The 21,969-nt window shown below is 63.1% G+C and carries 24 protein-coding genes and 1 pseudogene; 10 read left to right on the top strand and 15 right to left on the bottom strand.

Features of this window, described 5'->3' with window-relative positions; all coding sequences use genetic code 11:
• Positions 1-32: 32 nt before the first annotated feature.
• Positions 33-602 carry a methylated-DNA--[protein]-cysteine S-methyltransferase gene (locus EN949_RS04500; RefSeq protein WP_127367302.1) on the top strand — a complete coding sequence of 190 codons (570 nt, stop codon included), beginning with the start codon at positions 33-35 and terminating at the stop codon, positions 600-602.
• 30 nt (positions 603-632) lie between these two features.
• Here EN949_RS04500 and EN949_RS04495 read toward each other — a convergent pair whose 3' ends face one another.
• From EN949_RS04495 to EN949_RS04485, 3 genes are read right to left on the bottom strand one after another with little or no spacing between them, the layout of a single operon-like run.
• Positions 633-1,121, bottom strand: a complete 489-nt coding sequence (locus EN949_RS04495) for a nuclear transport factor 2 family protein (protein WP_127367303.1) — start codon at positions 1,119-1,121, stop codon at positions 633-635.
• 26 nt (positions 1,122-1,147) lie between these two features.
• Entirely contained in the window at positions 1,148-1,537 is a 390-nt protein-coding gene (locus EN949_RS04490) for a nuclear transport factor 2 family protein (protein WP_013530093.1), read from the bottom strand.
• A 1-nt stretch (position 1,538) separates the two neighbouring features.
• A complete protein-coding gene (locus tag EN949_RS04485; RefSeq protein ID WP_063172900.1) occupies positions 1,539-2,441 on the bottom strand; it encodes an MBL fold metallo-hydrolase in 903 nt (300 codons plus the stop codon).
• 149 nt (positions 2,442-2,590) lie between these two features.
• Between EN949_RS04485 and EN949_RS04480 the strand changes: the two genes are divergently transcribed.
• Complete coding sequence (locus EN949_RS04480; RefSeq protein WP_024504141.1) at positions 2,591-3,481, top strand: LysR family transcriptional regulator; 891 nt, start codon at positions 2,591-2,593, stop codon at positions 3,479-3,481.
• Positions 3,482-3,507: 26 nt separating this feature from the next.
• Here the strand turns inward: EN949_RS04480 and EN949_RS04475 are convergent, their stop codons facing one another.
• Positions 3,508-3,837, bottom strand: a complete 330-nt coding sequence (locus tag EN949_RS04475; protein ID WP_027162103.1) for a hypothetical protein — start codon at positions 3,835-3,837, stop codon at positions 3,508-3,510.
• Positions 3,838-4,111: 274 nt separating this feature from the next.
• Between EN949_RS04475 and EN949_RS04470 the strand changes: the two genes are divergently transcribed.
• The 3 genes and pseudogenes from EN949_RS04470 to EN949_RS36405 all read left to right on the top strand — a co-directional run bounded on the left by EN949_RS04470 (position 4,112) and on the right by EN949_RS36405 (position 5,046).
• Positions 4,112-4,324, top strand: coding sequence for a cold-shock protein (locus EN949_RS04470; RefSeq protein ID WP_010910991.1), 213 nt, complete (start codon positions 4,112-4,114; stop codon positions 4,322-4,324).
• A 271-nt stretch (positions 4,325-4,595) separates the two neighbouring features.
• Positions 4,596-4,796, top strand: a complete 201-nt coding sequence (locus EN949_RS04465) for a hypothetical protein (RefSeq protein WP_013530089.1) — start codon at positions 4,596-4,598, stop codon at positions 4,794-4,796.
• Positions 4,793-5,046, top strand: a pseudogene (locus EN949_RS36405) (hypothetical protein). Before EN949_RS04465 ends, EN949_RS36405 begins: the two are co-directional and overlap by 4 nt.
• Before the next feature lie 22 nt (positions 5,047-5,068).
• Here the strand turns inward: EN949_RS36405 and EN949_RS04455 are convergent.
• From EN949_RS04455 to EN949_RS04445, 3 genes are all read right to left on the bottom strand, one after another.
• Positions 5,069-5,677 carry a glutathione S-transferase family protein gene (locus tag EN949_RS04455; protein ID WP_127367157.1) on the bottom strand — a complete coding sequence of 203 codons (609 nt, stop codon included), beginning with the start codon at positions 5,675-5,677 and terminating at the stop codon, positions 5,069-5,071.
• A 112-nt stretch (positions 5,678-5,789) separates the two neighbouring features.
• Entirely contained in the window at positions 5,790-6,638 is an 849-nt protein-coding gene (locus tag EN949_RS04450; protein WP_063172901.1) for an EAL domain-containing protein, read from the bottom strand.
• Positions 6,635-7,528: an EAL domain-containing protein gene (locus EN949_RS04445; protein WP_063168805.1), complete on the bottom strand. Its 894-nt coding sequence runs from the start codon at positions 7,526-7,528 to the stop codon at positions 6,635-6,637. Before EN949_RS04445 ends, EN949_RS04450 begins: the two co-directional genes overlap by 4 nt.
• Before the next feature lie 207 nt (positions 7,529-7,735).
• Between EN949_RS04445 and EN949_RS04440 the strand changes: the two genes are divergently transcribed.
• A complete protein-coding gene (locus tag EN949_RS04440; RefSeq protein WP_127366872.1) occupies positions 7,736-8,938 on the top strand; it encodes a pyridoxal phosphate-dependent aminotransferase in 1,203 nt (400 codons plus the stop codon).
• Between the two features lie 60 nt (positions 8,939-8,998).
• Here EN949_RS04440 and EN949_RS04435 read toward each other — a convergent pair whose 3' ends face one another.
• Both EN949_RS04435 and EN949_RS04430 read right to left on the bottom strand, forming a co-directional pair.
• The gene (locus EN949_RS04435) at positions 8,999-10,516 is read right to left on the bottom strand and encodes an MFS transporter (RefSeq protein ID WP_127366873.1); all 1,518 of its coding nucleotides are present in this window, start codon (positions 10,514-10,516) and stop codon (positions 8,999-9,001) included.
• A 180-nt stretch (positions 10,517-10,696) separates the two neighbouring features.
• The gene (locus EN949_RS04430) at positions 10,697-11,092 is read right to left on the bottom strand and encodes a cupin domain-containing protein (RefSeq protein WP_024504148.1); all 396 of its coding nucleotides are present in this window, start codon (positions 11,090-11,092) and stop codon (positions 10,697-10,699) included.
• A 310-nt stretch (positions 11,093-11,402) separates the two neighbouring features.
• On the opposite strand from EN949_RS04430, the gene EN949_RS04425 reads away from it, so the two are divergent.
• Together EN949_RS04425 and EN949_RS04420 are read left to right on the top strand one after the other, a co-directional pair.
• Positions 11,403-13,454, top strand: coding sequence for an elongation factor G (locus EN949_RS04425; protein ID WP_013530081.1), 2,052 nt, complete (start codon positions 11,403-11,405; stop codon positions 13,452-13,454).
• Positions 13,455-14,174: 720 nt separating this feature from the next.
• The gene (locus tag EN949_RS04420) at positions 14,175-14,672 is read left to right on the top strand and encodes an isoprenylcysteine carboxylmethyltransferase family protein (protein ID WP_027162108.1); all 498 of its coding nucleotides are present in this window, start codon (positions 14,175-14,177) and stop codon (positions 14,670-14,672) included.
• A gap of 66 nt (positions 14,673-14,738) precedes the next feature.
• Here EN949_RS04420 and EN949_RS04415 read toward each other — a convergent pair whose 3' ends face one another.
• Positions 14,739-15,635, bottom strand: a complete 897-nt coding sequence (locus EN949_RS04415) for a LysR family transcriptional regulator (protein WP_013530079.1) — start codon at positions 15,633-15,635, stop codon at positions 14,739-14,741.
• A 79-nt stretch (positions 15,636-15,714) separates the two neighbouring features.
• Complete coding sequence (gene trxB / locus EN949_RS04410) at positions 15,715-16,689, bottom strand: thioredoxin-disulfide reductase (protein ID WP_013530078.1); 975 nt, start codon at positions 16,687-16,689, stop codon at positions 15,715-15,717.
• 249 nt (positions 16,690-16,938) lie between these two features.
• Here trxB and EN949_RS04405 point away from each other — a divergent pair, with 249 nt between their 5' ends.
• Positions 16,939-17,418 carry an Lrp/AsnC family transcriptional regulator gene (locus tag EN949_RS04405; RefSeq protein WP_013530077.1) on the top strand — a complete coding sequence of 160 codons (480 nt, stop codon included), beginning with the start codon at positions 16,939-16,941 and terminating at the stop codon, positions 17,416-17,418.
• A gap of 252 nt (positions 17,419-17,670) precedes the next feature.
• Positions 17,671-18,465 carry a glycosyltransferase family 2 protein gene (locus EN949_RS04400; RefSeq protein WP_063172903.1) on the top strand — a complete coding sequence of 265 codons (795 nt, stop codon included), beginning with the start codon at positions 17,671-17,673 and terminating at the stop codon, positions 18,463-18,465.
• Between the two features lie 4 nt (positions 18,466-18,469).
• Here EN949_RS04400 and EN949_RS04395 read toward each other — a convergent pair whose 3' ends face one another.
• The 4 genes from EN949_RS04395 to EN949_RS04380 all read right to left on the bottom strand — a co-directional run bounded on the left by EN949_RS04395 (position 18,470) and on the right by EN949_RS04380 (position 21,968).
• Positions 18,470-19,129, bottom strand: coding sequence for an HAD family hydrolase (locus EN949_RS04395; RefSeq protein ID WP_027162110.1), 660 nt, complete (start codon positions 19,127-19,129; stop codon positions 18,470-18,472).
• Positions 19,122-19,694, bottom strand: a complete 573-nt coding sequence (locus EN949_RS04390) for an SIS domain-containing protein (RefSeq protein WP_024504153.1) — start codon at positions 19,692-19,694, stop codon at positions 19,122-19,124. The genes EN949_RS04395 and EN949_RS04390 overlap by 8 nt, the downstream gene beginning before the upstream one ends.
• Before the next feature lie 7 nt (positions 19,695-19,701).
• A complete protein-coding gene (rfaE1, locus tag EN949_RS04385) occupies positions 19,702-21,195 on the bottom strand; it encodes a D-glycero-beta-D-manno-heptose-7-phosphate kinase (protein WP_127367029.1) in 1,494 nt (497 codons plus the stop codon).
• Positions 21,196-21,335: 140 nt separating this feature from the next.
• Positions 21,336-21,968: a LysE family translocator gene (locus EN949_RS04380; RefSeq protein ID WP_027162112.1), complete on the bottom strand. Its 633-nt coding sequence runs from the start codon at positions 21,966-21,968 to the stop codon at positions 21,336-21,338.
• Position 21,969: the final 1 nt, after the last annotated feature.

Raw genomic sequence — 21,969 nt, 5'->3', positions numbered from 1 at the left:
GGATTTCGCCACTTTGCGGGAAGGAACGCATCATGGTCACGACAGCTTCGATCACGGCCGGCCACGCAGTGTTAGAAACAGTGATCGGTTTCATGGGCATTGCCTGGAGCGAAAAGGGCCTGATCCGGCTCTGCCTGCCCGAACGCAGCCGCGAAGCGGTGGAACGGCGCCTGCTGCGTCACGGTGGCGCTTCCGCTTCCACGGCGCAGCCGCCATGGGTGGTCGAGCTGATCGCAGCGATCAAGGCCTATGCGGCGGGCGAGGATGTCGATTTCTCCGCCGTACCGGTCGATCTCGACGGCGTCGACGATTTCCGCCTCGCCATTTACGACGCGGCGCGAAAACTCTCCTTCGGCGAAACCACCACCTATGGCGAGCTGGCCAAGACCGCCGGCCATGCCGGGCTCGCCCGCGAAACCGGGGCCGCCCTTGGAGCCAATCCGGTGCCGCTGGTCATCCCTTGCCATCGCATCCTTGCCGCCGGCGGCAAGATCGGCGGCTTCTCGGCGCCGGGCGGCTCGGTCACCAAGGAGAAGATGCTGGCCATGGAAGGCGTGCGCGTCGGCCCGCCGCCGCCGGCGCAGGTATCGTTCGGGTTTTGAGCGGCGGCCGGCGCTGGCAGAAGGCCTGGATCAGTACATCGGTCGCTTATTGACCGGGTTGGCGGGCACCGGCTGCATCACGTCCCAATGCTCGGCGATCTTGCCGTTTTCAACGCGAAAAATGTCCACGATGACGGTCTCCGGCATGTTGCCTGCCTTCGGTTGAACGACCTGGGTCATGACGAGGTCGCCTTCGGCGATCACCCGCTTGAAGTCGACTTTTTGTTTTGGCCAATTGGCGACACCCATGCTTTCGAGAAGCTTTTTGACCGAGTCTCGGCCATCCGTCATCGTCGGGTTATGCTGAATGTAAGCCTCGGCCCAATAGCGGTCCAGCGCGGTAAGGTCATGGTCGCCGAACTGCGCCTGATAGGCTTTCAGGACAAGCGTCCTGTTTTTTTGAGTCAATTCATGCTGTTGCAGCACCTGCTTGACCGGCTTGGTGTTTCCCGCATGCGCCGCGGCGGTGAGCGCCGCGACCACGAAAGCGGCCGCCGCGAAGGATTTAAGTTGCAGCACGGATGTCTCCCTCGGTTGCTTCGGTGTCAGGCCAGTGCGCGCGCAACGAGCACCGTATCGACATACTGCCGCATGCGGATGATCTTGCCGTCCCGCAGTTCGTAGAGATGAGCGAAGGGGGCCGTCATGGATTTTCCCGTCGCCTTATATGTACCGGAATACACGCCGAAGGCCGCCACCCGGTCGCCATCGGCAATGAAGCTGTGCACGTCGGCGTGGTATCCGATCCACTCCGAGCCGAGCCGCTTGAAGACCCCCTGCATCAGGGCCTCGATGCCGACATAGGTGCCGGCATAGGGGAATCCTTCCGCCTCGGTCCATTCGATGTCGGCGGAAAGAACGGCCAGCAGATTGCGGCCGTTCTCCTCGGAAGTTCCCTCGTAGGTTCCACGGATCAAATCGAGGTTCGTCGCCATGTCAGCCCCACTTCATCTCGCCCTTGGCGACCTTGGATCCGACATCGAGGGCGACGCCCATACCGAGGCCGGGGAAGCGGGTCTCCATGGCGGCCTTCAACGCGGCGCTGTCTGCCGCCTTGTCCAGTTCTTCCTCGAAGGTGAGGAGATAGGACTTGGTGAACTCCACCGCCGAAGGACCGATCGCGGCATCGGGGGCCATGTGGCCGGGCACCACGACAGCGGGCTTGCGGGCGGCAATCGCGTCCAGCGTCTTGATCCAGGCGGCGCGGCTTTCCCTGGTCTGCGTGTCGGCGGTCCAGACGTGAACGCCCGAGAAGATCATCACCCCGCCGAAAACGGCATTGAGCGACGGCACGAACAGATAGCGGCGGTTGGCCAATCCTTCCTCCGCATTGACGATCTCTACGGTCTGGCCATCGACGGTCAGCGTTGCGCCGTCGAATGCCTCGGGGAGAACGATGTCGGACAGCGCCTGCGGACCATTTTCCTTCAGTTGCGGACCCCAGACGGCGAGCTTCTTCTCCACATTGCCCTTGATGGCTTCCAGCGTGGCGGAGGCAGCGATGACTTTTGCCTCAGGGAAGGCGTCCCGCACCGGCTTCAGGCCGAAGTAGTAATCGGGATCGGACTGAGTGACATAGATGGAGGTCAGCTTCTTGCCGGTGGCCTTGATGGCATCGGCGAGCGCCTTGCCGTCCGGATAGGTGAAGCCGCCGTCGATCAACAGGGCTTCGCTCGGCCCCGACAGCAGCACCGGCGCACGGAAGAAACCGTTTGGACCCGCCGGGAAGTGTTTCCAGCCAAGCTTGGCGCCGGCGGCCTGGCCGCTGTCGATGGGCGCGAAAACGGCGGTTGCGCCGAGGGCCAATGAGGTCTTCATGATCTGTCTCCTCGTGAACATGGAATATCTCCGTTGAATGAAAGGGGATCGGGTGCGGCTACGGGCCCGCAGGGCGGACGGTAGACGGCACGGTAAGCCCTCTGGATTAATCAATAAATTGGCCGTAATAATACAAACTGTATGTTGAAAGCTTACAATGAGCCTTCGTGGTGGAATCGATAAACCTCAATCGCCTCGCCTATTTTGCCACCGTGGTCGACGCAGGTTCCTTTACCCGCGCGGCCGAGCGGCTTGGCATCACGAAAACAGTCGTCAGCCAACAAGTCGCTCGCCTCGAGGCTGAGCTGCGGACCACGCTTCTCGTGCGCACGACGCGAAGGGTCGAGCCGACGGAAGCAGGCCGTCTTCTGCATGCACGCTGCGTTCTGATCCTGCGGGATGTCGAAGAAGCGGTCGCCGAGGTTGGCGAGGCCAACGCCGAGGTGGCCGGTGTGCTGCGTGTTTCCGCGTCCAATGACTATGGCGCGATCGTGCTGGCCCCGATCGCCGCCCGCTTTCGCCAGAGATTTCCGGCCTGCGGCGTCGAACTGGTCATTTCCGATGCCATAATTGACTTGATCGGCAACAAGATCGACCTGTCCATCCGGGTTGGCTGGCTGGATGACTCCAGCCAGCAGGCGCGACGCATCGGCACCTTCCGGCAAATCCTGGTCGCGTCGCGGGATTTCGCGGCCGGGATCAGGGTGGACAAGCCGGAAGATCTTTCTTCCTTGCCGCTCGTTGCCAATGCCGTGCTTCGCAAGCCGTTCACCTGGAACTTCACCCGAGGCGATTCCGAGCCGCGCACCATCACCCTGCGCGAGGCGTTCTCCATCAACTCGACGCCCGCCGTACTGGAAGCGACGCTCGCCGGCGGCGGACTGGCGGTTCTGCCGGACTATCTGGTCGTCGACTATCTATCGCAAGGCCGCCTCGTCCACGTGCTCCCCGACTGGGCGCTGCCCTCCGGCGGCATTCACGTGGTCTATCCGGCGGCGCGCTTTCGCCCGCAAAAGGTGACGCAATTCGTGTCCATGCTCACGGAACATATCCGGGATTGAGAGCAATGGCTGCCGGTCGACAAGCGCTAGTTGTTATGGAAGAACCGCCGGCGGAAATGCCGGTCGTTGTCCGGCCGCTTGCAGTTGTAGACCGGGCAGGACTTTGTGTCGGCGCTCGGCACGTAGGCTCGTGTCCTCACCTCGCCCATGCTGCAGAATCGCTGGCTCTGCACATAGCGGTCGTAGAGCGGCAGTCCCGGCACCCGCTTCGACTGGTAGCGCAGGATGACCGCCCCCTGCCGGGCGATCGTCGCCTGAACCTTGCCGCAGCTCATACGCGTCGGGTCGTAGCGCGAGATCGCCTGAGCCTGAGCGGCGACAAGCGTCAGGCAGGCGGCAAGCAGAATGGTTTTCATGGTCCTCTCCCTGATCCGCCGCCCAGGGACGTCGCGATCCGTCGTGACGCTCTCACGCGATTGGGGCGGCCATTGGGCAGCGCCCTGATCACGGCTTTCTCACACAGTCTTGTTTTTTGTGCGAAAGCAGCCTATATGCCTTCCATTGATATTTCGGCCGATCGATCCGGGCCTCGCGATAATCGCGTTTGCTGACGTCTATCTCCAAAATCTCGATGCACACCGGCTGGACCTCGGTCCGGTCAATCTAAAGCAAATGTGAAGGACTATCTAAATGGCAACTGGAACGGTCAAGTGGTTCAACGCCACCAAGGGCTTCGGCTTCATTCAGCCTGACGCGGGCGGCGCGGACGTTTTCGTCCACATCTCCGCTGTCGAGCGTGCTGGACTGTCGACCCTGGTCGAAGGCCAGAAGATCAACTTCGAGATCGAGCAGGACCGCCGCACTGGCAAGTCGTCCGCTGGATCTCTGAGCAAGGCAGCCTGATTTTGCGATAGCGCGCGCCGGGCGAGAGTTCGGGGCGCGCGGCAAGTCACGGATGTACTGACAGTCGCGCGAGAAGCGCGCTGGAGCGGAAAGACCCGACAAGCTGGATCAGCAGATAGCTGCCAGCCCGGACCGGACGCTCCCGATCAGGCTACCAAGCATGGGAAGGCGGGATTTATCCCGCCTTTTTTGCTGTCTGGGTTAGGTGGCGCAGCCCGCACTATGGTTCCAACTTGTGGTACTTTTAGCCCAGTAGTGGTACCATTCGGCCATGACCAAACTTGAGCAGATCGAAAAATCCGTCGCCGAACTGAGCCCCGAGGAACTGAAGGCGTTTGCCGCCTGGTTCGAGGCGCTCCAGGCGGATATGTGGGACCGGCAGATGGAAGCCGACGCGAAGGCGGGCCGTTTGGACAGGCTTGCCGAACAGGCGCTGGCTGACCATCGCGCTGGTCGGACGCGGCCTCTGTGAACCACGTCGCCTCTCCATCGTTCTGGGAGGCTTATGAAAAACCGCCATCGTCAATCAGAGCAAAGGCGGACAGGCGTTTTGCCCGACTGCGTTCGATCCTTTTCATCCCTCACTGCATTTCAAACAGGTCGGTCGCTATTGGTCGGCGCGAGTTGACGAAAACTATCGGGCTGTTGCCATACGCAACAATGAAGATGTGATCTGGTTCTGGGTCGGCACCCACGCCGACTACGACCATTTGTTGAAATAGCCCCTCCTTCAGGAGGAGAAGGCTACCCCACCCACTCGATCGGCACATGCCCCGGATCCGCTTCCACGCGGCCAAGCCATGCCGACACCGCCGGATAGGCGTCGAGCTGGAAACCGCCCTGCTCCGCCGTATGCGTATAGGCATAGAGCGCGATGTCGGCGACGCTGAGCGCGCTGCCGGCGAAGAAGGCATTGTTTTCCAGATGCCTGTTCATCACGCCGAGCGCCTTGTTGCCGCGCTCCAGCGTCACCGCCAGCCGCTCCGGGGTCGCATCCCCAGCACGTTCGGGAAAGGTCAGCAGCGCCTTGCGCACGGCGATGTAGGGCTCGTGGCTGTATTGTTCGAAGAACAGCCATTGATACGCGAGCCCACGCTCATACCTGTCCGCCGGCAGGAAGCGTGTGCCTTCGGCGAGATAGAGCAGGATGGCGTTGGATTCGGCCAGCCGCCGGCCATCGTCGAACTCGAGCAGCGGCACCATGGCGTTCGGGTTCTTGGCGACAAAGTCGGCTTTGCGTGTGTCGCCTGTGTGCGAACTCACCTCGACGTTGGTGAAGGCCAGGCCAAGCTTCGCCATCAGCAGGCGCGGCTTGTAGCAATTGCCGCTGTCGATCATGCCGCAAAGTATCATGGCTGTTCCCCCGAGCACTGTCTCCGCGCGATTATCGCAGCGGCGGCGGACTCAACCAATGATTTGTTTTGTCGCGACGATCAGCGCCGCTGATGTGTGAATAGTGGCGCCCCTAGCCGAACAGCGGGACGACATTGCCGCCGGTACCCAGCAGCGTGTCGATGTTCAGTGGCTCTTCCTCGAAAACGGTCCCCGCCAAGGCTGGGCGGGCGAGGAGAAAACCCTGCAGCAGGTCGACGCCGCCTTCGAGCGCGACGCGCAGATGGGTGGGCTGCTCGATGCCTTCGACCAGCACCTTGGCGCCGCGGTCATGCAAGCTGGAAACCAGCGGGCGGAAGAACCGTTCGGCGGCAGCGTGGCGACAGAACTCCGCGAACCAGGTGCCGTCGATCTTGACGATGTCGGGCTTGAGCAGGCTCACCCGCTCCTCGGTCGAGTGCCCGGTGCCGAAATCGTCGATGGCGATGCGGATGCCGTCGCGCCGCATTTCGCGCACCAGCCGCGCGAGAAGCGCGTCGTCCGCCGCCTGTTCGGTGATTTCGCAGACCAGCATGGCCGGCGCCAGGCCGAACTCGCCGAGATGCCTGGTCATCAGGCGAATCTCGGCCAGTGCCCGCCCGGCATGGTCGTTGATCAACGGATTGTAGTTGAAGAACAGGTCGAGCCCGTCGACGCCGATATTGCGAAAATTCCTGAGATGCAGCGCCCGGCACATGGTTTCCACAAACAGCCGGTCCGAGACGGCAACGCTTTCGAAGAATATCTTTGGCGCGCCGGGGCGGCCCGCACGGTGCGGCTCGATCAGGGCTTCGGCCGCGACCGCGTGAAGGAACCGGCCGCGCGGCGCGAAAATCGGCTGATAGGCGCTGCGCAGCCGGAACTCGCCATACATGCCGTATTCGATGCCGACTTCGTCGACCCGGATCGCATCGCCGACATTGCGCCGCCGATCACCTCTCATGTCGCCACGCGACGCCCGAAGGCCTTGACCGGCCGCGCCGAAGGCGTTGCCACGGCAGCAGCCGACGTGTCGACGGCAGCAGCGACAGGCGCCTGCCCGGCCTTGTCGAAGACGCCAAAGCTGGTCGGCGCCAATTCGGGCCGCGCCAGCACGAAACCCTGCACCATCGACGCACCCGATTTCTCGGCGAGCTCCAGTTGCCAGCCCTCCTCGATGCCTTCGAACACCGTATGGATGCCTTGCTCCTCGAAGTTCTTCACCATGGTGGTCAGCAACGCGAAGCCGGCGCCGGACTCCATCAGCTGCGTGATCCAGTAGGCATCGAACTTGACGATATCCGGCTTCAACTCCTTGACCCGGTTGATGTCGGAATCGTCGGCGCCATAGTCGTCGACGGCGATGCGGAAACCGTTGGCTCTCAATGCCGCGACGAAGCCGTGCAAGGCTTCCTGCGACGCCGACCGCTGCTCGGTCACCTCGCAGACGACGCGACGCGGGTCGATGCCGGCCTCGTGCAGCACGAGCCGCATTTCGCGCAAGGCAGCGTCGGCAACAGTGCGTTCGGTGAACACCGACGGGTCGAAATTAACAAAGATCGACGCTTCCTGCGGCAGGCAGGCACCGGCGTTGAGAAGATGCAGCGTCCTGGTCAGCGCCTCGATATGCAGCCGGTCGGCGGCCGGACAGGTCGAGAAGAAATTCATCGGCGATTGTGGCTCGCCGTCGCGGAACGGTCGGATCAGCCCTTCGAACGCGACCACCGACAGCTTGCCTTCCTTGAAGGCGAAGATCGGCTGGAAAGCGCTTTGCAACGTGTAGATGCCCCAGACACCGGTGGAGGTGCCGTCGTCCTGACGGATGATGTGGGCAAGCCCGACGCTGCGCGACACGGTTCCTCGCTCCGCAATTGGTCTGCGATCCTGCCACTCAAGCCTCTACCGCTCGTTAATGAATTTATTGTTGCCGACCCCGGGTCCGATCACAGCTCCTTGAGACCTGGATCAGCCGACAATGCTTGCGTTGCGCGAAATCATGCGACATGAGAAGCGCCGCGGTCGCTCCTGGCCGCGCCGATCTTCCATGGAGACGTCAAGCTCATGGCCTTTCTTGCCGACACCCTTTCGCGCGTGAAGCCTTCCGCCACCATCGCGGTCACGCAGAAAGCGCGCGAGCTGAAAAATGCCGGCCGTGACATTATCGGCCTCGGCGCCGGCGAACCGGATTTCGACACGCCCGACAACATCAAGAATGCGGCAATCGAGGCGATCCGCCGCGGCGAAACCAAGTATCCGCCGGTTTCGGGCATCGTGCCGCTGCGCGAGGCGATCGCAAAAAAGTTTAAGCGCGAGAACAATCTCGACTACAAGCCCGAGCAGACCATCGTCGGTACGGGCGGCAAGCAGATCCTGTTCAACGCCTTCATGGCGACGCTGAACCCCGGCGACGAGGTCATCATTCCTCGCCCCTACTGGGTCAGCTACCCCGAGATGGTGGCGATCTGCGGCGGCACCTCCTTGTTTGCCGACACCTCGATCGACAACGGCTTCAAACTGACCGCTTCCGTGCTGGAAAAGGCGATCACGCCGAAGACCAAATGGCTGCTGATGAACTCGCCGTCGAACCCGTCGGGTGCCGCCTATACCGAGGCCGAACTGCGCGCTCTGGCCGACGTGCTGTTGAAGCATCCGCATGTCTGGACGCTGACCGACGACATGTACGAGCACCTGACCTATGGCGATTTCGTCTTCAGGACCATCGCCGAGGTCGAGCCTAAGCTCTACGAGCGCACGCTGACCATGAACGGCGTGTCGAAAGCCTATGCAATGACCGGCTGGCGCATCGGTTATGCGGCGGGCCCGGTCCAACTGATCAAGGCGATGGACATGATCCAGGGCCAGCAGACATCGGGCGCCTGCACCATCGCGCAATGGGCATCCGTCGAGGCGCTGAATGGCCCGCAGGATTTCATCGCCAAAAACAAGGCGATCTTTCAAGGCCGTCGCGACCTCGTCGTCTCGATGCTCAACCAGGCGCGCGGCATCACCTGTCCGTCGCCGGAAGGGGCCTTCTATGTCTATCCCTCCTGCGCCCAGTTGATCGGCAAGAAGACCAAGGCCGGCAAGCCGATCGACACCGACGAAACCTTCTGCTCGGAATTGCTCGAAGCCGAGGGCGTCGCGGTGGTGTTCGGCTCGGCCTTCGGCCTCGGCCCCAACTTCCGCATCTCCTACGCCACCTCGGAGACGCTTCTGGAGGAAGCCTGCACGCGCATCCAGCGCTTTACGGCTTCGCTGACCTGAGCGGCGCACTTTGAACGCAGAACCCGGCTTCACTGCCGGGTTTTCAATGGGCCGTCAGCCTCACGCCTCGTGCTTGGTCTCTTTGGCCGAGCGCGCCTCGGCCGGCGCCAGCACGGCAACCAGCAGTGCGGCGGTGAGGAACGCGCCGATCGCTGCCGTCAGCATGGCGGCATGGAAGCCGCCGGCATAGGCGGCAGCATAGAGTTCATGCACGCCGCTTTCGCCCATCGCCGCATCGGTTGCGAAATCATGCCGCGAAATTGCAGCACGGGCGACCGCTTCCGCGTTGGCGACACCGGCATCGCCGAGATACCCGGTCAAAAGGTTGGTTGCCCGCATGCTCATCAAGGCGCCGAGCAAGGCGATGCCGATGGCAAGACCGCTCTGGCGGGTGGCATTGATGACCGCCGACACCATGCCCGAGCGTTCGCGCGGCGCATAGGACATGGCGGCAGCGCTGCCGGTCGGGATTGCAAGCGCATTGCCGAGGCCGCCGATGGCGAACAGAAGGCACAGCGTCGCGTAGGACGTCGAAGGACCGGCCCAGCACATGCCGAGCATGGACAGGCCGATAGCAACATAGCCGATGGTCATCAGCGCGGAGTGACCATAGCGCGCGCTCAGCCTGCCGATCCACGGCGACACCACGATCTGGACGATGAAGGCCGGCGCCATGCGCAGGCCGGTCTGCGTCGGCGACCAGCCCTGCACCTGCTGCAGGAACATCGAGAAGAAGAAGACGCTGGAATAGGAGGTGAAGCCGAGCGCGAACGAAGCGACATTGGCGACGGCAAAGCGGACGTCACGGAACAGGCCAAGCGGCAGCATCGGCCGTGCCGTGCGCGCCTCGAAGCCGAGGAAAGCAGCCAGGCCGACGACACCTGCGATGAGCGCCGTGACCGTCCTTGGCTCGCCCCAACCATTCTCGCCGGCCGAGATCAGGCCAAAGGTCAGCGCCCCCAGCCACAGGATGCTGAGAGCCAGGCCGACGAGATCGAGATGGGCATGTTCGGGATGCGCCGTCTCGTTGATCGAAGCAGCACCGAGCGCGATCGTGATCAGACCAAGCGGCAGGTTGATCAGGAAGATGCTTTGCCAGCCGACGGTCTCGACCAGGATGCCACCGAGGACGGGACCAACGAGCAGAGAGGTGGCGGCGAACGACGCCCAGCCGCCAATGACGCCGGTGCGCTGGCGCGCATCGGGAAAGGCTTGCGTCAGGATCGACAGCGCGCCTGGAATGAGCAGCGAGCCGGCGATGCCCTGTACGACCCGGCCGGCCAGCAGCACCGGCAAATTGGGCGCGACGGCGCAGATCAGCGAGCCGGCCACGAAGATGCCGACGCCGGCCAGCCATGAGCGCTTGCGGCCATAGCGGTCGCCGATCAGGCCGGACGACAGCATGAAGGCCGACAGGCACAGCGTGTAGGCGTCGACCACCCATTGCAGGCCGCCGAAATCGGTTTGCAACGCCTGCTGGATGGTCGGCAGCGCGACATTGACGATGCTGACGTCGAGCAGAGCCACGAACGAACCAAGATAGACAGCGGCGACCAGGGGCAAACGGTGCTTTGACATGGCTATGTCCGGACGTGAGTTTCGCAAATTACTGACGGACGGTCAGTTGAACGGGCGGCATGGCGCTGTCGATCCGGCGACTGAGTATGGCCTGCGCCATGGTACGGGACTCGCCGCGAGTCGCCCTCTTCTGAAAATGTTGCGGCTGGAATAGAAGCCGGGTTCCTGCGGACTGAGCATTCAGCCGTCATATTGTTCCGATGTCACCGCTTCCAGCCAGTCGGCATGGACATCGTCGAGCGCCTCCTGCATGGCGATATGCGTCATCGCCGATTTCGGCGCCGCGCCATGCCAGTGTTTTTCGCCAGGCGCGAACGAGATGACGTCGCCCGCCCTGATCTGCTGGATCGGGCCGCCCCACGTCTGGGCAAGCCCGGCGCCCACCGTCACGTAGAGCGTCTGGCCAAGCGGATGCGTATGCCAGTGGGTGCGCGCGCCCGGCTCGAAGCTGACCAGCGTGGCTCGCAGCCGCGCCGGCGCCTCTTTCTCGATGATCGGCGTCTGCAGCACCCGGCCGGTGAAGTATTTTTCCGGCGCGATGACGGTCGGCACGCTGCCGCAGGCAATGATCTTCATGGGTCGATGGTCCTTCAAAACAGCGGGCGACGGGTCGCCAGCTTCAGTTTCCGCCGATATCGGCCGACGTGCAACAGCTTCCGGCTGCCAGCCCCCTATATGGCCAGCACGGGTCCACGGCCGAGCAAAGGATTTCTATTTTCCTTGCCCTGCCGGCAAACAAGTGGGACGATGGCTTTGGGCAGGTGGACTTGAAAAGAACCGCGCCCGCGACGGTCGAACAGGCCGGCCGCCGCTCAGGACCGATTGACCACGCCTGAACCATGCATGCCAGTCGGTCCTACGGGAAACGCCTGAGTGGAGGTCAGTCATGGGTACTCGCGCCGGAGGACGACGCACGGGACCGAAATGCATTGCCATAGTCGGTCCCTTCGCAAGCGGTAAGACGACACTTCTCGAAGCCATATTGGCCCGTACGGGCTCAATTCCCCGACAAAATCCCGTTTCATCAGGCAACACCGTTTCAGATCATTCGCCCGAGGCGCGCGCCCACGCCATGAGCGTCGAGGCGACGATCGCCACCACCGAATTCATGGGCGAGCAGATCACCTTCGTCGACTGTCCCGGCTCCATCGAATTCTCTTTCGAAGCCGAACCGGTGCTGGCCGCCTGCGACCTCGCGGTGGTCGTGGCCGAGGCCGATGAAAAGAAGATCCCTGCCCTGCAACTGATCATGCGCAAGCTCGACGATCTCGGCGTGCCGCGCATCCTGTTTCTCAACAAGGTCGACAAGGCAATCACCGGCGTGCGCGACACGCTGAAGATGCTGCAGCCGGCCAGTGCCGTGCCATTGCTGCTGCGCCAGATTCCGCTGCGCAAGGACGGCGTCGTCATTGGTTCGATCGACCTGGCGCTGGAGCGCGCCTACATCTATCGCGAATATGCCGAAAGCGAGGTGGCGCAGATTCCCGGCGACGAGAAGGCGCGCGAGCTCGAAGCGCGTTTCTCGATGCTGGAGACGCTGGCCGACCATGATGACCAGTTGATGGAACAGCTGCTCGAGGAGATCGAACCGCCCAAGGACGCGATCTTCGACGATCTCGCCGCCGACCTGCGCGACGGCGCGGTGACCCCGGTGCTGATCGGCACCGCCGAGAAAGGCAACGGCGTGCTGCGTCTCCTGAAGGCGATCCGCCACGACGCGCCTGACATCGAGGCGACCCGCAAGCGGCTCGGTGCACCCGACGGCGCGGCTACCCTGGTCCAGGTGATGAAGACCATCCACACCTCGCATGGCGGCAAGCTGTCGGTGTCGCGCATCCTCTCCGGCCAGGTCGTCGACGGTTCCGAACTCTGGCTGCCCGGCGGCGACACGGCCAAGGTTTCCGGCATCTACCGGATGCTCGGCAAGGACCAGTCCAAGCTCTCCATCGCCAAGGCCGGCGATACGGTCGCGCTGGGCAAGCTGGACGAGGTCAAGACCGGCCAGACGCTGAGTTCGGCCAAGGGCGGCATCAAGCCGCTCGTCCAGTTCGAGCCGCCGCAGCCGGTCTTCGCCTTCGCGCTCCGTCCCAAGGAGCGCAAGGACGAAGTGAAAATGTCGGCTGCCATCCAGCGGCTGGCCGAGGAGGACCCCTCGCTCAGCCTGCGCCACAACCAGGACTCGGCTGAAACCGTGCTGTCGGGCCATGGCGAGATGCATCTGCGCGTGGTGCGCGAGCGGCTGGAAGGCAAGAACCAGATACCGGTCGAAGGCCATCCGCCGGCGGTGCCCTATCGCGAGACGATCCGCAAATCGGCGCAACAGCGCGGCCGTCACAAGAAACAGTCCGGCGGACATGGCCAGTTCGGTGACGTGGTGATCGAGATCAAGCCGCTGCCGCGCGGCTCCGGCTTCCAGTTCACCGACACCATTACCGGCGGCGTCGTGCCCAAGACCTACATCCAGTCGGTCGAGACCGGGGTGCGCGACTATCTGAAATCCGGGCCGCTGGGCTTTCCGGTCGTGGATGTCGCAGTCAACCTGTCGGACGGCTCCTACCATGCGGTCGATTCCTCCGACATGGCCTTCCAGATGGCGGCCAGGCTGGCAATGAAGGAAGGCATGGCCGCGTGCTTGCCGGTGCTCCTGGAGCCCGTGATGAAGGTCGAGATCGTCACACCCTCCGACGCCACCTCGAAGATCATCGCTCTCATCCCGCAACGGCGCGGCCAGATACTCGGCTACGACGCGCGGCCTGGCTGGCCAGGATGGGATGTCGTCGAGGCAACCATGCCGCAAGCCGAGATCGGCGACCTGATCATCGAGTTGCGCTCGGCGACCGCGGGCGTTGCCAGCTACCGTGCCGTCTTCGACCACATGGCCGAACTCACCGGCCGTCTGGCCGACGAGGCGATGAACACCAACGGCAAGGCTGCCTGATGGCGTAGCGTTCCTCTCGAACCTGATTCGAGGGGACAAAAGAAAACGACGTCCGGCGGGGACCGGACGTCGTTTTGTTCGCGGACCGTTTCCTTGGGAGGTAAAACGGCAGGTCCGCCGCATTTGGTGCCGCCGAGTTCGGCGGCAAAACGGTTCGGACGCGGTAGCCGCCTGAGCCCGGGCCGTACGAGTGATGCCCCCATCTCCCGTCCGAACCACACCGCGTCCTATGATCCACATAGCAGGTCGCGGGCGCCCGGGCTATGTTACCAGAGGTTACATGTCACCGTTACGTGGCAATTGTGATGGAATTTTTTGCCGGCCCAGCAGAGCACAGGCAACAAAAAAGCCGGATCAATGAAGATCCGGCTGAGTTTGATTGGAGTGCCTGTTAAGGCTAACCTCCAGAGGGGAACACTCGAGGGCGCTAATGGGAGGAGAACGCGCCCAGGAGATGATCTATATATGTGCTCATCATGCCCAAGAAACAAGCATCTATTTTGCAACACACGCATGCAAAAAGACGCAGGCTGTGGTCTAACCCATTCCAGAAGCCAATAGGACCAGCAGAATCGTCGAAAATGGGCCGCCGAATCGGGCAATTGCAACCACAGAATCGCCGATCTCGGCTGGCTTTCGGCTCAAAATGCCAAAACCGGGCAATGATGTGGAAGCAGGCAGCAGGCGTGCATTTCTAAGGCAATCGGGAGGAAGCAGCCAATGCGGACGTTTTCGGCGATCGCCGGCAGTGCGGCCTTCTTCATCGCGGCGCCCTGCGTGGTTGCCGGGCTGGTGCCCTGGCTGTTGACCGATCGCTGGGGCTTGCCGTGGTCTGGTCTGCCGGGCTTTGTCCCTGTCGGCGGGCTTCTGATCGCCGTCGCGATCGCAGCACTGCTGCATGCCTTCGGTCGATTCGCGCTTGAGGGCCTCGGCACGCCCGCTCCGGTCGCGCCAACCGAGAGGCTGGTGATCGGCGGCATCTACCGTCATGTCCGCAACCCGATGTATGTCGCCGTGCTGTCGATCATCCTCGGCCAGGCATTGCTGTTCTCGAGCTGGACGCTGGCCGCTTATGCGGTCATCGGCGCGATCGCCATGGGCTCTTTCGTGCGGTTCTACGAGGAGCCGACTTTGGCTCATCGGTACGGCGCCGAATACGACGCCTACCGCCGCAACGTACCCGGCTGGTTGCCTCGACTGTCGCCCTGGCGGGGGTAGGTGAAACCGGCAGCGCCGTCTCAGGGCATGTTGAGGCTCAGGTCGGGCCAGGCAATCGACATGTCCTTAGAATGACCAGCTTCTCGCCTTGGCGATGATAAAGTCCCGGAACACGTGCAGCTTGGCCTGGTTCTTCATCGCGTCCGGATAAGCAAAATAGGTGTCGAAAGACGGCACCTCGGTCTCCGGCAGCAGCTGCACGAGGTCGGAGTCCTTGCTGATCACATAGTCCGGCAGCATGGCGATACCGGCACCGCCCTGCACCGCCCGCTTGATCGACAATATGTCGTTGATCTGCAGCGTCGGCACCCTTTGTCCGCCTTCGAAATCACCGACCGTTTCCAGCCAGTTCAGCTCCGACAGATGCGACGGCACCGGCACGCCGAAGGTGACGATGCGATGGGCCTTCAGCTCGGCGACGGAAGACGGCCTGCCATGCTTGGCGACATAGGATGGGGCCGCGTAGAGGTGGAAATGCACGGTGAACAGGCGGCGCTGGATCAGGTCCGGCTGCTGCGGCTGGCGCAGCCGAATGGCGCAATCGGCCTGGCGCATGGTGAGATCGAGCTCCTCGTTGGCGAGGATCAACTGCAGGCTGATTTCAGGATAGAGTTCGATGAATTCCTGCACCCGCTCGGTTAGCCAGCCGGCGCCCAGCCCCACCGTCGTCGTTACCCGCAGCACGCCCGACGGGCGATCCTTGGTCTCGGTCAGCCGGGACTTGATGGTCTCCAGCTTCATCAGCACGTCATGCGCCGTGCGAAACAGCATCTCACCCTGCTCGGTCAACACCAGCCCGCGGGCGTGGCGGTTGAACAGCGGCACGCCGACATCATGCTCGAGCGCGCTGACCTGCCGCGAGATCGCCGATTGTGACAGATGCAATGTCTCGGCCGCATGGGTAAACGACCCCGCCTCCGCCGCAGCGTGAAACACGCGTAGCTTGTCCCAGTCCAACGCCATGATTCCCCTCGTTCTGTTTTGGCGTCTGAATGAAAAATCAGGCTTTTACACGGCGTTTCTAAGCCGCTCTCTGAACTCTCTACTCGGCCGCTTCGCGATGCACTTCGATGCCGGCCAGATACTTCTCCGCCTCGAGTGCGGCCATGCAGCCAAGCCCCGCTGCCGTCACCGCCTGGCGGTAGATATCGTCGGTCACATCGCCGGCCGCGAACACGCCCGGCACATCGGTGCGGGTCGAATCCGGCGCCGTCCACAGATAGCCGTTCGGCTTCTGCTTGAGCTTGCCGGCGAACAGTTCAACCGCCGGCGCATGGCCGATGGCCACGAACACGCCGTCGATCTTGAGGTGCGACACCTCGCCGGTCACCGCATGCTTGAGCTTCAGCCCTTCGACCGAGGGCGGCAGCGGCGTCTTGCCGGGCCGACCGGTGATCTCGTCGACGATCGTGTCCCAGATGACGCGGACATTGTCCTTCTTCAGAAGCCGCTCGCGCAGGATACGTTCGGCGCGAAAATCGCTGCGCCTGTGGATCACCGTCACGCTCTTGGCGAGATTGGACAGATAGAGCGCCTCTTCCACCGCCGAATTGCCGCCGCCGATCACCGCGACATCCTTGCCCCGGTAGAAGAAGCCGTCGCAGGTGGCGCAGGCCGAGACTCCAAAACCCATAAAGTCCTGCTCGGTCGGGATGCCCAGCCATTTCGCTTGCGCGCCGGTGGCGATGATCAGCGCGTCGGCGGTGTAGGTGGTGCCGGAATCGCCCTTGGCACGGAACGGTCGCACGTTGAGGTCGACCTCGGTGATGATGTCGTTGATGATGTCGGTGCCGACATGCTCGGCCTGTTTCAGCATCTGCTCCATCAGCCACGGACCCTGGATCGGGTCGGCGAAGCCGGGATAGTTCTCGACATCGGTGGTGATCATCAACTGCCCGCCCTGCTGCAGGCCGGCGACCAGCATCGGCTTCAGCATGGCGCGGGCGGCGTAGACCGCCGCCGTATAGCCGGCCGGGCCGGAACCGATGATGAGAACGGGCGCGTGCTTGGTGGTCATCTAAAGCCTCTGCGGAGGGCTGCCGGCAATTGCGGCATGGAAAACTCGATCATTGTCGCGCGTAATGTAAGTGTTGCCCACGACGCCAGCAAGGCAAGTTGGAGTTCGTCCCCGGAAAGCTTTGTCACACCCTGTCGCCCGCGGATCCCGCGAAATATTCCGGGCGAAGGATGGAATGGACAGCGAAGTCGTTTAATTACAAAATCACGCAAGATTCTTGCGTGTTGCCCCTCATGATCGAGAGCCCTCATGCCGCTCAAGGCCGACCTCGACGCCATCGACTGGAAGATCCTGCGCGAATTGCAGGGCGACGGCCGCATGACCAATGTCGAACTGTCGAACCGCGTCGGCATTTCGGCACCGCCATGCCTGCGCCGCGTCAAGCGCCTGGAGGAAGCCGGCATCATCCGTGGCTACCGCGCTCTGCTCAACGCACCAGCGCTCGGCCTTGATGTCGTTGCCTTCTGCCTGGTCGGCCTGCATCATCAAGCCGATGCCGAGCTGCGCATCTTTGCCGAGCGCACCCGCGGCTGGCCTATCGTACGCGACGCCTGGATGGTGTCGGGCGAATCCGATTTCCTCCTGCATTGCGTGGCGAGCGACCTCGGCGCCTTCCAGAGCTTCGTCATCGAGGAACTGACCTCGACCCCGAATGTCGACACGGTGCGCACAGCGCTCACCATCCGCCGGGTCAAGGACGAAGGCTTGGTCTCGTTCGCACAGCCTTGAGCCGGTGAACCGCAACCGGCTTTCGCCGATGCGGCTTGAACGCCTCGCCATATCAGCGCCGCTTTGGCGTTCGATAGGCACTTCTGTGAAGCCGGATGTCCTGCCGTAGCCGCCTTGCTGGTTTCCTAGAGCAATTGCAGAAAAAGTGTGTAACGGTTTTCCTGGGAAAAGCGCATAGCGCTTTCGGGATTGCATAATACAGGTGGCGCAGGGCAGCCCAATTCCGAGAACAGTGTGCCGTGGGGTGGGACGATGACTCGATTTTCTAGCCCGGTTTCGGCGCTGGTCATCTGTATGAACGAGGCCGACATGATTGGCGAATGCCTGGAGAGCGTCGACTTCTGCGCCGAGATCATCGTCGTCGATTCAGGCTCGACGGACAGCACTCTGGACGTCGTCAATGCGTTCATCGCCAAGGGCTACCCGATAAGGCTGTTTCACAATGATTGGCCGGGCTTTCCTCGTCAGCGGCAATTCGCGCTCGATCAGGCCACGCAACCGTGGTGCCTTTCGATTGAAGCCGACGAGGCCATCGATGACGTTCTCAGGCAGTCGATCATGAGTGTGACGCAGCTTGGGAATGACGCTTTCGACGGATGGTATATCAGGCGCCGCGACAAGCTGAAGGGTTACGGCTATGCGCACCGCTGGGTGCTTCACAACAGGCTGCTGCGTCTTTTCCGGCGCGACAAGGCGACCATGGACCTCAATCTGCGGGTCCATGAGTCGTTCGAGGTGCCGGGCGAAACCGGCACCATAGAAAATGGCGTGCTGCTGCATCGCCGCGAAATGACTATTGCCGAGGATCTGGCGAGAGCCAACACCTACTCCAGCCTCAAGGTCGCCACGCTGGTCGAACGAGCCAAGAAGCCTGGCCTGATAAGACTGGTGCTGTCGCCGCTTGGCAACTTCCTGAAGTTTTACCTGGCCAAGCGCTACTTCCTGTGCGGCCGGCACGGGTTCGTCTATTCGATGCTGGTGATGGTGTATTCGTTCGCCACCGAGGCCAAGCTCTATGAAGCCTGGCGGGACAACGATCGGGTATAAACCGTTAGGGCGCGCCCGAGGCGGCCCCAAGTGCAGCTATTGCGGCGAGCAGGCCGTCGAAGTCCGCGCGGTCGCACCAAGGCCGAATTGTGAAGCCCCGTCGGACAGCCGCTTGCCCGTCTACCAGCCAGCCCTGCGAGAGGCCGGCGCGTTGTCCCGCCTCCATGTCGGCCTCCTTGTCGCCGACGATCAGCGAACGCCGCAGATCGAGCCCGAGGCGCCTGGCCGCCTCCAGCAGCATGCCCGGATTGGGCTTGCGCATCGGATGATCTGCGGCCGCGAGCGGGCCGGAGCCCGCCTCGTGATAGGCGCAGGCAAGGACCATGTCGACGAACGCATTGTCGGCGCGTAGCAGTTCGAGCACGCGGCCATTGACGGCGGCGAAATCGCTCCAGCCGAAATAGCCGCGCGCGATGCCGGACTGGTTGGTGACGACGATGACGGGAATGCCGGCCCCGTTGGCGGCGGCTATCACCGCGGCTATATCCGCGCGCAGCACCATTTCGGCAGGATCATCCGGATAGCCCGTATCGATATTGATGGTGCCGTCGCGATCGAGGAACAGCGCCGGCGAGCCGGCGGCGAACACCTTTGAGCCGACCTGCTCGACCCACAGGCCCGGCTCAGCCAGCGGATAGCGGCCAGAGGTCGTGGGATCAGCCATTGCTGAGGCGCGCTTCGACCACCTCGCACAGATGATGATAAAGGCACAGATGCCCCTGCTGGATGATCGGCGTCGAGGTCGACGGAACGTTGAGCAGGATATCGGACAGAGGCTTCAGCTTGCCGCCGGTATCGCCGGTCATGCCGATCACCGTCATGTCCATCCTCCGTGCCTGTTCGGCGGCGGCGAGGATGCTCGGCGAATTGCCGCTGGTCGAGATTGCCAGAAGCACGCCGCCGGCCGCGCCATGCGCCTCGACCTGGCGCGAAAACACCGTGTCGAAGCCATAGTCGTTGCCCCAGGCGGTCAGCACCGCCGCATTGGCCGGCAGCGCGATGACATTGTAGGCCTTGCGCTCCTTGAGAAAGCGGCCGACCAGTTCGCCGGCAATGTGGATGGCGTCGCTGGCCGAGCCGCCATTGCCGGCGATGAGCAAGGCCTTCCCCGACGAAAGCGCCGTCACCACCGCGCTCGCTGCCCGCTCCATCTCACCGGTCAGGTCCCGTTCGACCATGGCTGATATGGCAGCCGCCGAGCGGACAAGGTAATCGTTCAAGTCGGACATGAAACCCTCAGTTTGTGGTGCCGCCGGCGCGCAATTTGCCAATGGTGTTGGTGGTGCTTTTTCCAGCGACGAGATCGACCAGCACGACGCGTCCGCCGGCCTTCTGCACCACATCGGCGCCGACCACGGTATCGACCGTGTAATCGGCGCCCTTGACCAGTATGTCGGGCAGCAGCGCTTCGATCAGCGCCAGCGGCGTATCTTCCTCGAACACCACGACCGCGTCGACCGAGGAGAGTGCTGCCAGCACGCAGGCGCGGTCGTGCTGGTCGTTGACCGGCCGGCCGGCGCCCTTCAGGCGCCGCACCGAGGCATCGCTGTTGAGGCCGAGCACCAGCCGGTCGCACTGGCTTCGCGCCGCGTGCAGCAAGCTGACATGGCCGGCATGCAGGATGTCGAAGCAACCATTGGTGAAGCCGACGCTCAGGCCCTCTTCCTTCCACGCCGCCACCATGCGGGCGGCCGATGTGGCGTCGAGGATGGCGTCCTTGTGGGCGGTCGGCCCATGTGAACGGAACAGCGCGCCGGTGAGTTCCTCGACCGTCAGCCGCGCTGTGCCGCGTTTTCCCACAACGACGCCACCAGCGGCATTGGCGATCGAAGCGGCCATGACCGTATCGGCGCCTACGGCCAGCGCCAGCGCGAAGCTCGCGATCACCGTATCGCCGGCGCCCGAAACGTCGAACACTTCGCGCGCCTGAGTTGCGATGTGGCGCGCCTCGTCGGGGCCGACCACGCTCATGCCCTTTTCGCTGCGCGTCGCAACGACGAAATCGAAACCATGTGCCGAAATCAGCTGGCGCGCGGCAGCCACGATCTCGTCATCGGCGAACACCGCATGGCCGACGGCCTCGCCGAGTTCCTTGCGGTTGGGGGTGATGGCGGTCGCCCCGGCATAGCGCGCGTAATCGCGGCCCTTCGGGTCGACCAGCACCGGCTTTCCAGCCTCGCGGCAGATGGCGATCAAGTCGCCGGCGACGCCGTCGAGCAGGATGCCCTTGCCGTAATCGGACAGGATGACGATGTCGGCGTGCGCCAGCGCGGCGCGGAAATGCCGGATCAGGCCGGCTCGCTCCGCGGCGCCGAGTGGCTTGATCTCCTCTTCATCGAAACGCAGCACCTGCTGGTTGAGCGCGCTGAAGCGGCTTTTGGACGATGTCATGCGACCACGCTCCTGCGCGAGGCCCGCCGTATCGGCGCCAAGTTCCCGCAGCATCCGCACCAGACTGTCGCCCGCCAGATCGGCGCCGATGACGGAAACGGGGACAGCGGCAGCGCCGAGCGAAACGATGTTGGCCACGACATTGCCGGCGCCGCCCATGGTCGAGGTCTCGCCGCGCCCATGCAGCACCGGGATCGGCGCTTCCGGCGAGATCCGCTCGATGACGCCGTTGACGAAACGATCGAGGATGAAGTCGCCGACCACCAGCACGGTGGCTTGGCCGAACCGCGCAATGGCGCGGTGCAATGGTTCTGGAGAAGGCGGATTGTGCTTGATCATGTCACTGGCAACGCGAGGGTAAGGCAAATCTCAATCGTGATGAAAATTGTCAATTTACGGGCCGGATCGTTCATGCCTGCCGATATACCGCAAATCCACGCAGCGCAACGTCAGGACATGACCCGCGAGTGTCCGATGCGTCAGCTCTTCTGCAGGGCAACATGGATGCCCAGCCCGACCAGCACCGCCCCTCCCGCCCGCTGCATCAGCCGCTGGGCGCGGCTCGAACGCCGCAGGCGGCCGATCACGGCGCCCGCCAGGAACACGCAGACGATATCGGCCGAGGAGAACATCAGATTGACTATCGTGCCGAGCACGACGAACTGCAGCCAGACCGGAAACGCCGCCGAGGCGTCGATGAATTGCGGCAGGAACGCCATGAAGAAGATCGCTGTCTTCGGATTGAGCACCTCGACGGTGATGCTCTCGAAAAAGGCGCGCCGCGCCGATTTGCGCTCGATCGCGGGCAGCGCCGCATCGCCGTCCGCGCGCTTGCGAAACAGCGAGATGCCAAGCCAGATCAGATAGAGCGCACCGACCAGCTTGACCGCCAGGTAGAGCGTCGGCACGGCATGAAACAGCACCGACAGCCCGGCGGCCGCGGCGAAAACATGCACGTAGCCGCCCAGATGAATGCCCAGCGCCGCCGTCAGGCCGGACCAGCGGCCGCGCGCCATCGTCTGCGCGGCGGCATAGAGCATGGCCGGGCCTGGAATGTAGGCGAAGATCGCCGTGGTGGCGAAAAACGCGATGAGCAGTTCGGTCGATGGCATT

The organism is Mesorhizobium sp. M7A.F.Ca.US.007.01.2.1 (assembly GCF_003998165.1).
Taxonomy (GTDB): domain Bacteria; phylum Pseudomonadota; class Alphaproteobacteria; order Rhizobiales; family Rhizobiaceae; genus Mesorhizobium; species Mesorhizobium ciceri.
Note: the sequence above shows the minus strand (reverse complement) of the source record. Positions and strands in the feature narration are given on the sequence as shown.

Bases quoted from the DNA above. Each gene is read 5' to 3' on its own strand.
- EN949_RS04475 (WP_027162103.1), bottom strand. From the start codon at position 3,837: ATGAAAACCATTCTGCTTGCCGCCTGCCTGACGCTTGTCGCCGCTCAG.
- EN949_RS04440 (WP_127366872.1), top strand. From the start codon at position 7,736: ATGGCCTTTCTTGCCGACACCCTTTCGCGCGTGAAGCCTTCCGCCACC.
- EN949_RS04390 (WP_024504153.1), bottom strand. From the start codon at position 19,694: ATGTCCGACTTGAACGATTACCTTGTCCGCTCGGCGGCTGCCATATCA.
- EN949_RS04430 (WP_024504148.1), bottom strand. From the start codon at position 11,092: ATGAAGATCATTGCCTGCGGCAGCGTGCCGACCGTCATCGCGCCGGAA.
- EN949_RS04380 (WP_027162112.1), bottom strand. From the start codon at position 21,968: ATGCCATCGACCGAACTGCTCATCGCGTTTTTCGCCACCACGGCGATC.
- trxB (WP_013530078.1), bottom strand. From the start codon at position 16,689: ATGACCACCAAGCACGCGCCCGTTCTCATCATCGGTTCCGGCCCGGCC.
- rfaE1 (WP_127367029.1), bottom strand. From the start codon at position 21,195: ATGATCAAGCACAATCCGCCTTCTCCAGAACCATTGCACCGCGCCATT.
- EN949_RS04470 (WP_010910991.1), top strand. From the start codon at position 4,112: ATGGCAACTGGAACGGTCAAGTGGTTCAACGCCACCAAGGGCTTCGGC.
- EN949_RS04455 (WP_127367157.1), bottom strand. From the start codon at position 5,677: ATGATACTTTGCGGCATGATCGACAGCGGCAATTGCTACAAGCCGCGC.
- EN949_RS04465 (WP_013530089.1), top strand. From the start codon at position 4,596: ATGACCAAACTTGAGCAGATCGAAAAATCCGTCGCCGAACTGAGCCCC.
- EN949_RS04485 (WP_063172900.1), bottom strand. From the start codon at position 2,441: ATGTTCACGAGGAGACAGATCATGAAGACCTCATTGGCCCTCGGCGCA.
- EN949_RS04420 (WP_027162108.1), top strand. From the start codon at position 14,175: ATGCGGACGTTTTCGGCGATCGCCGGCAGTGCGGCCTTCTTCATCGCG.
- EN949_RS04435 (WP_127366873.1), bottom strand. From the start codon at position 10,516: ATGTCAAAGCACCGTTTGCCCCTGGTCGCCGCTGTCTATCTTGGTTCG.
- EN949_RS04415 (WP_013530079.1), bottom strand. From the start codon at position 15,635: ATGGCGTTGGACTGGGACAAGCTACGCGTGTTTCACGCTGCGGCGGAG.
- EN949_RS04425 (WP_013530081.1), top strand. From the start codon at position 11,403: ATGGGTACTCGCGCCGGAGGACGACGCACGGGACCGAAATGCATTGCC.
- EN949_RS04500 (WP_127367302.1), top strand. From the start codon at position 33: ATGGTCACGACAGCTTCGATCACGGCCGGCCACGCAGTGTTAGAAACA.
- EN949_RS04405 (WP_013530077.1), top strand. From the start codon at position 16,939: ATGCCGCTCAAGGCCGACCTCGACGCCATCGACTGGAAGATCCTGCGC.
- EN949_RS04400 (WP_063172903.1), top strand. From the start codon at position 17,671: ATGACTCGATTTTCTAGCCCGGTTTCGGCGCTGGTCATCTGTATGAAC.
- EN949_RS04490 (WP_013530093.1), bottom strand. From the start codon at position 1,537: ATGGCGACGAACCTCGATTTGATCCGTGGAACCTACGAGGGAACTTCC.
- EN949_RS04450 (WP_063172901.1), bottom strand. From the start codon at position 6,638: ATGAGAGGTGATCGGCGGCGCAATGTCGGCGATGCGATCCGGGTCGAC.
- EN949_RS04395 (WP_027162110.1), bottom strand. From the start codon at position 19,129: ATGGCTGATCCCACGACCTCTGGCCGCTATCCGCTGGCTGAGCCGGGC.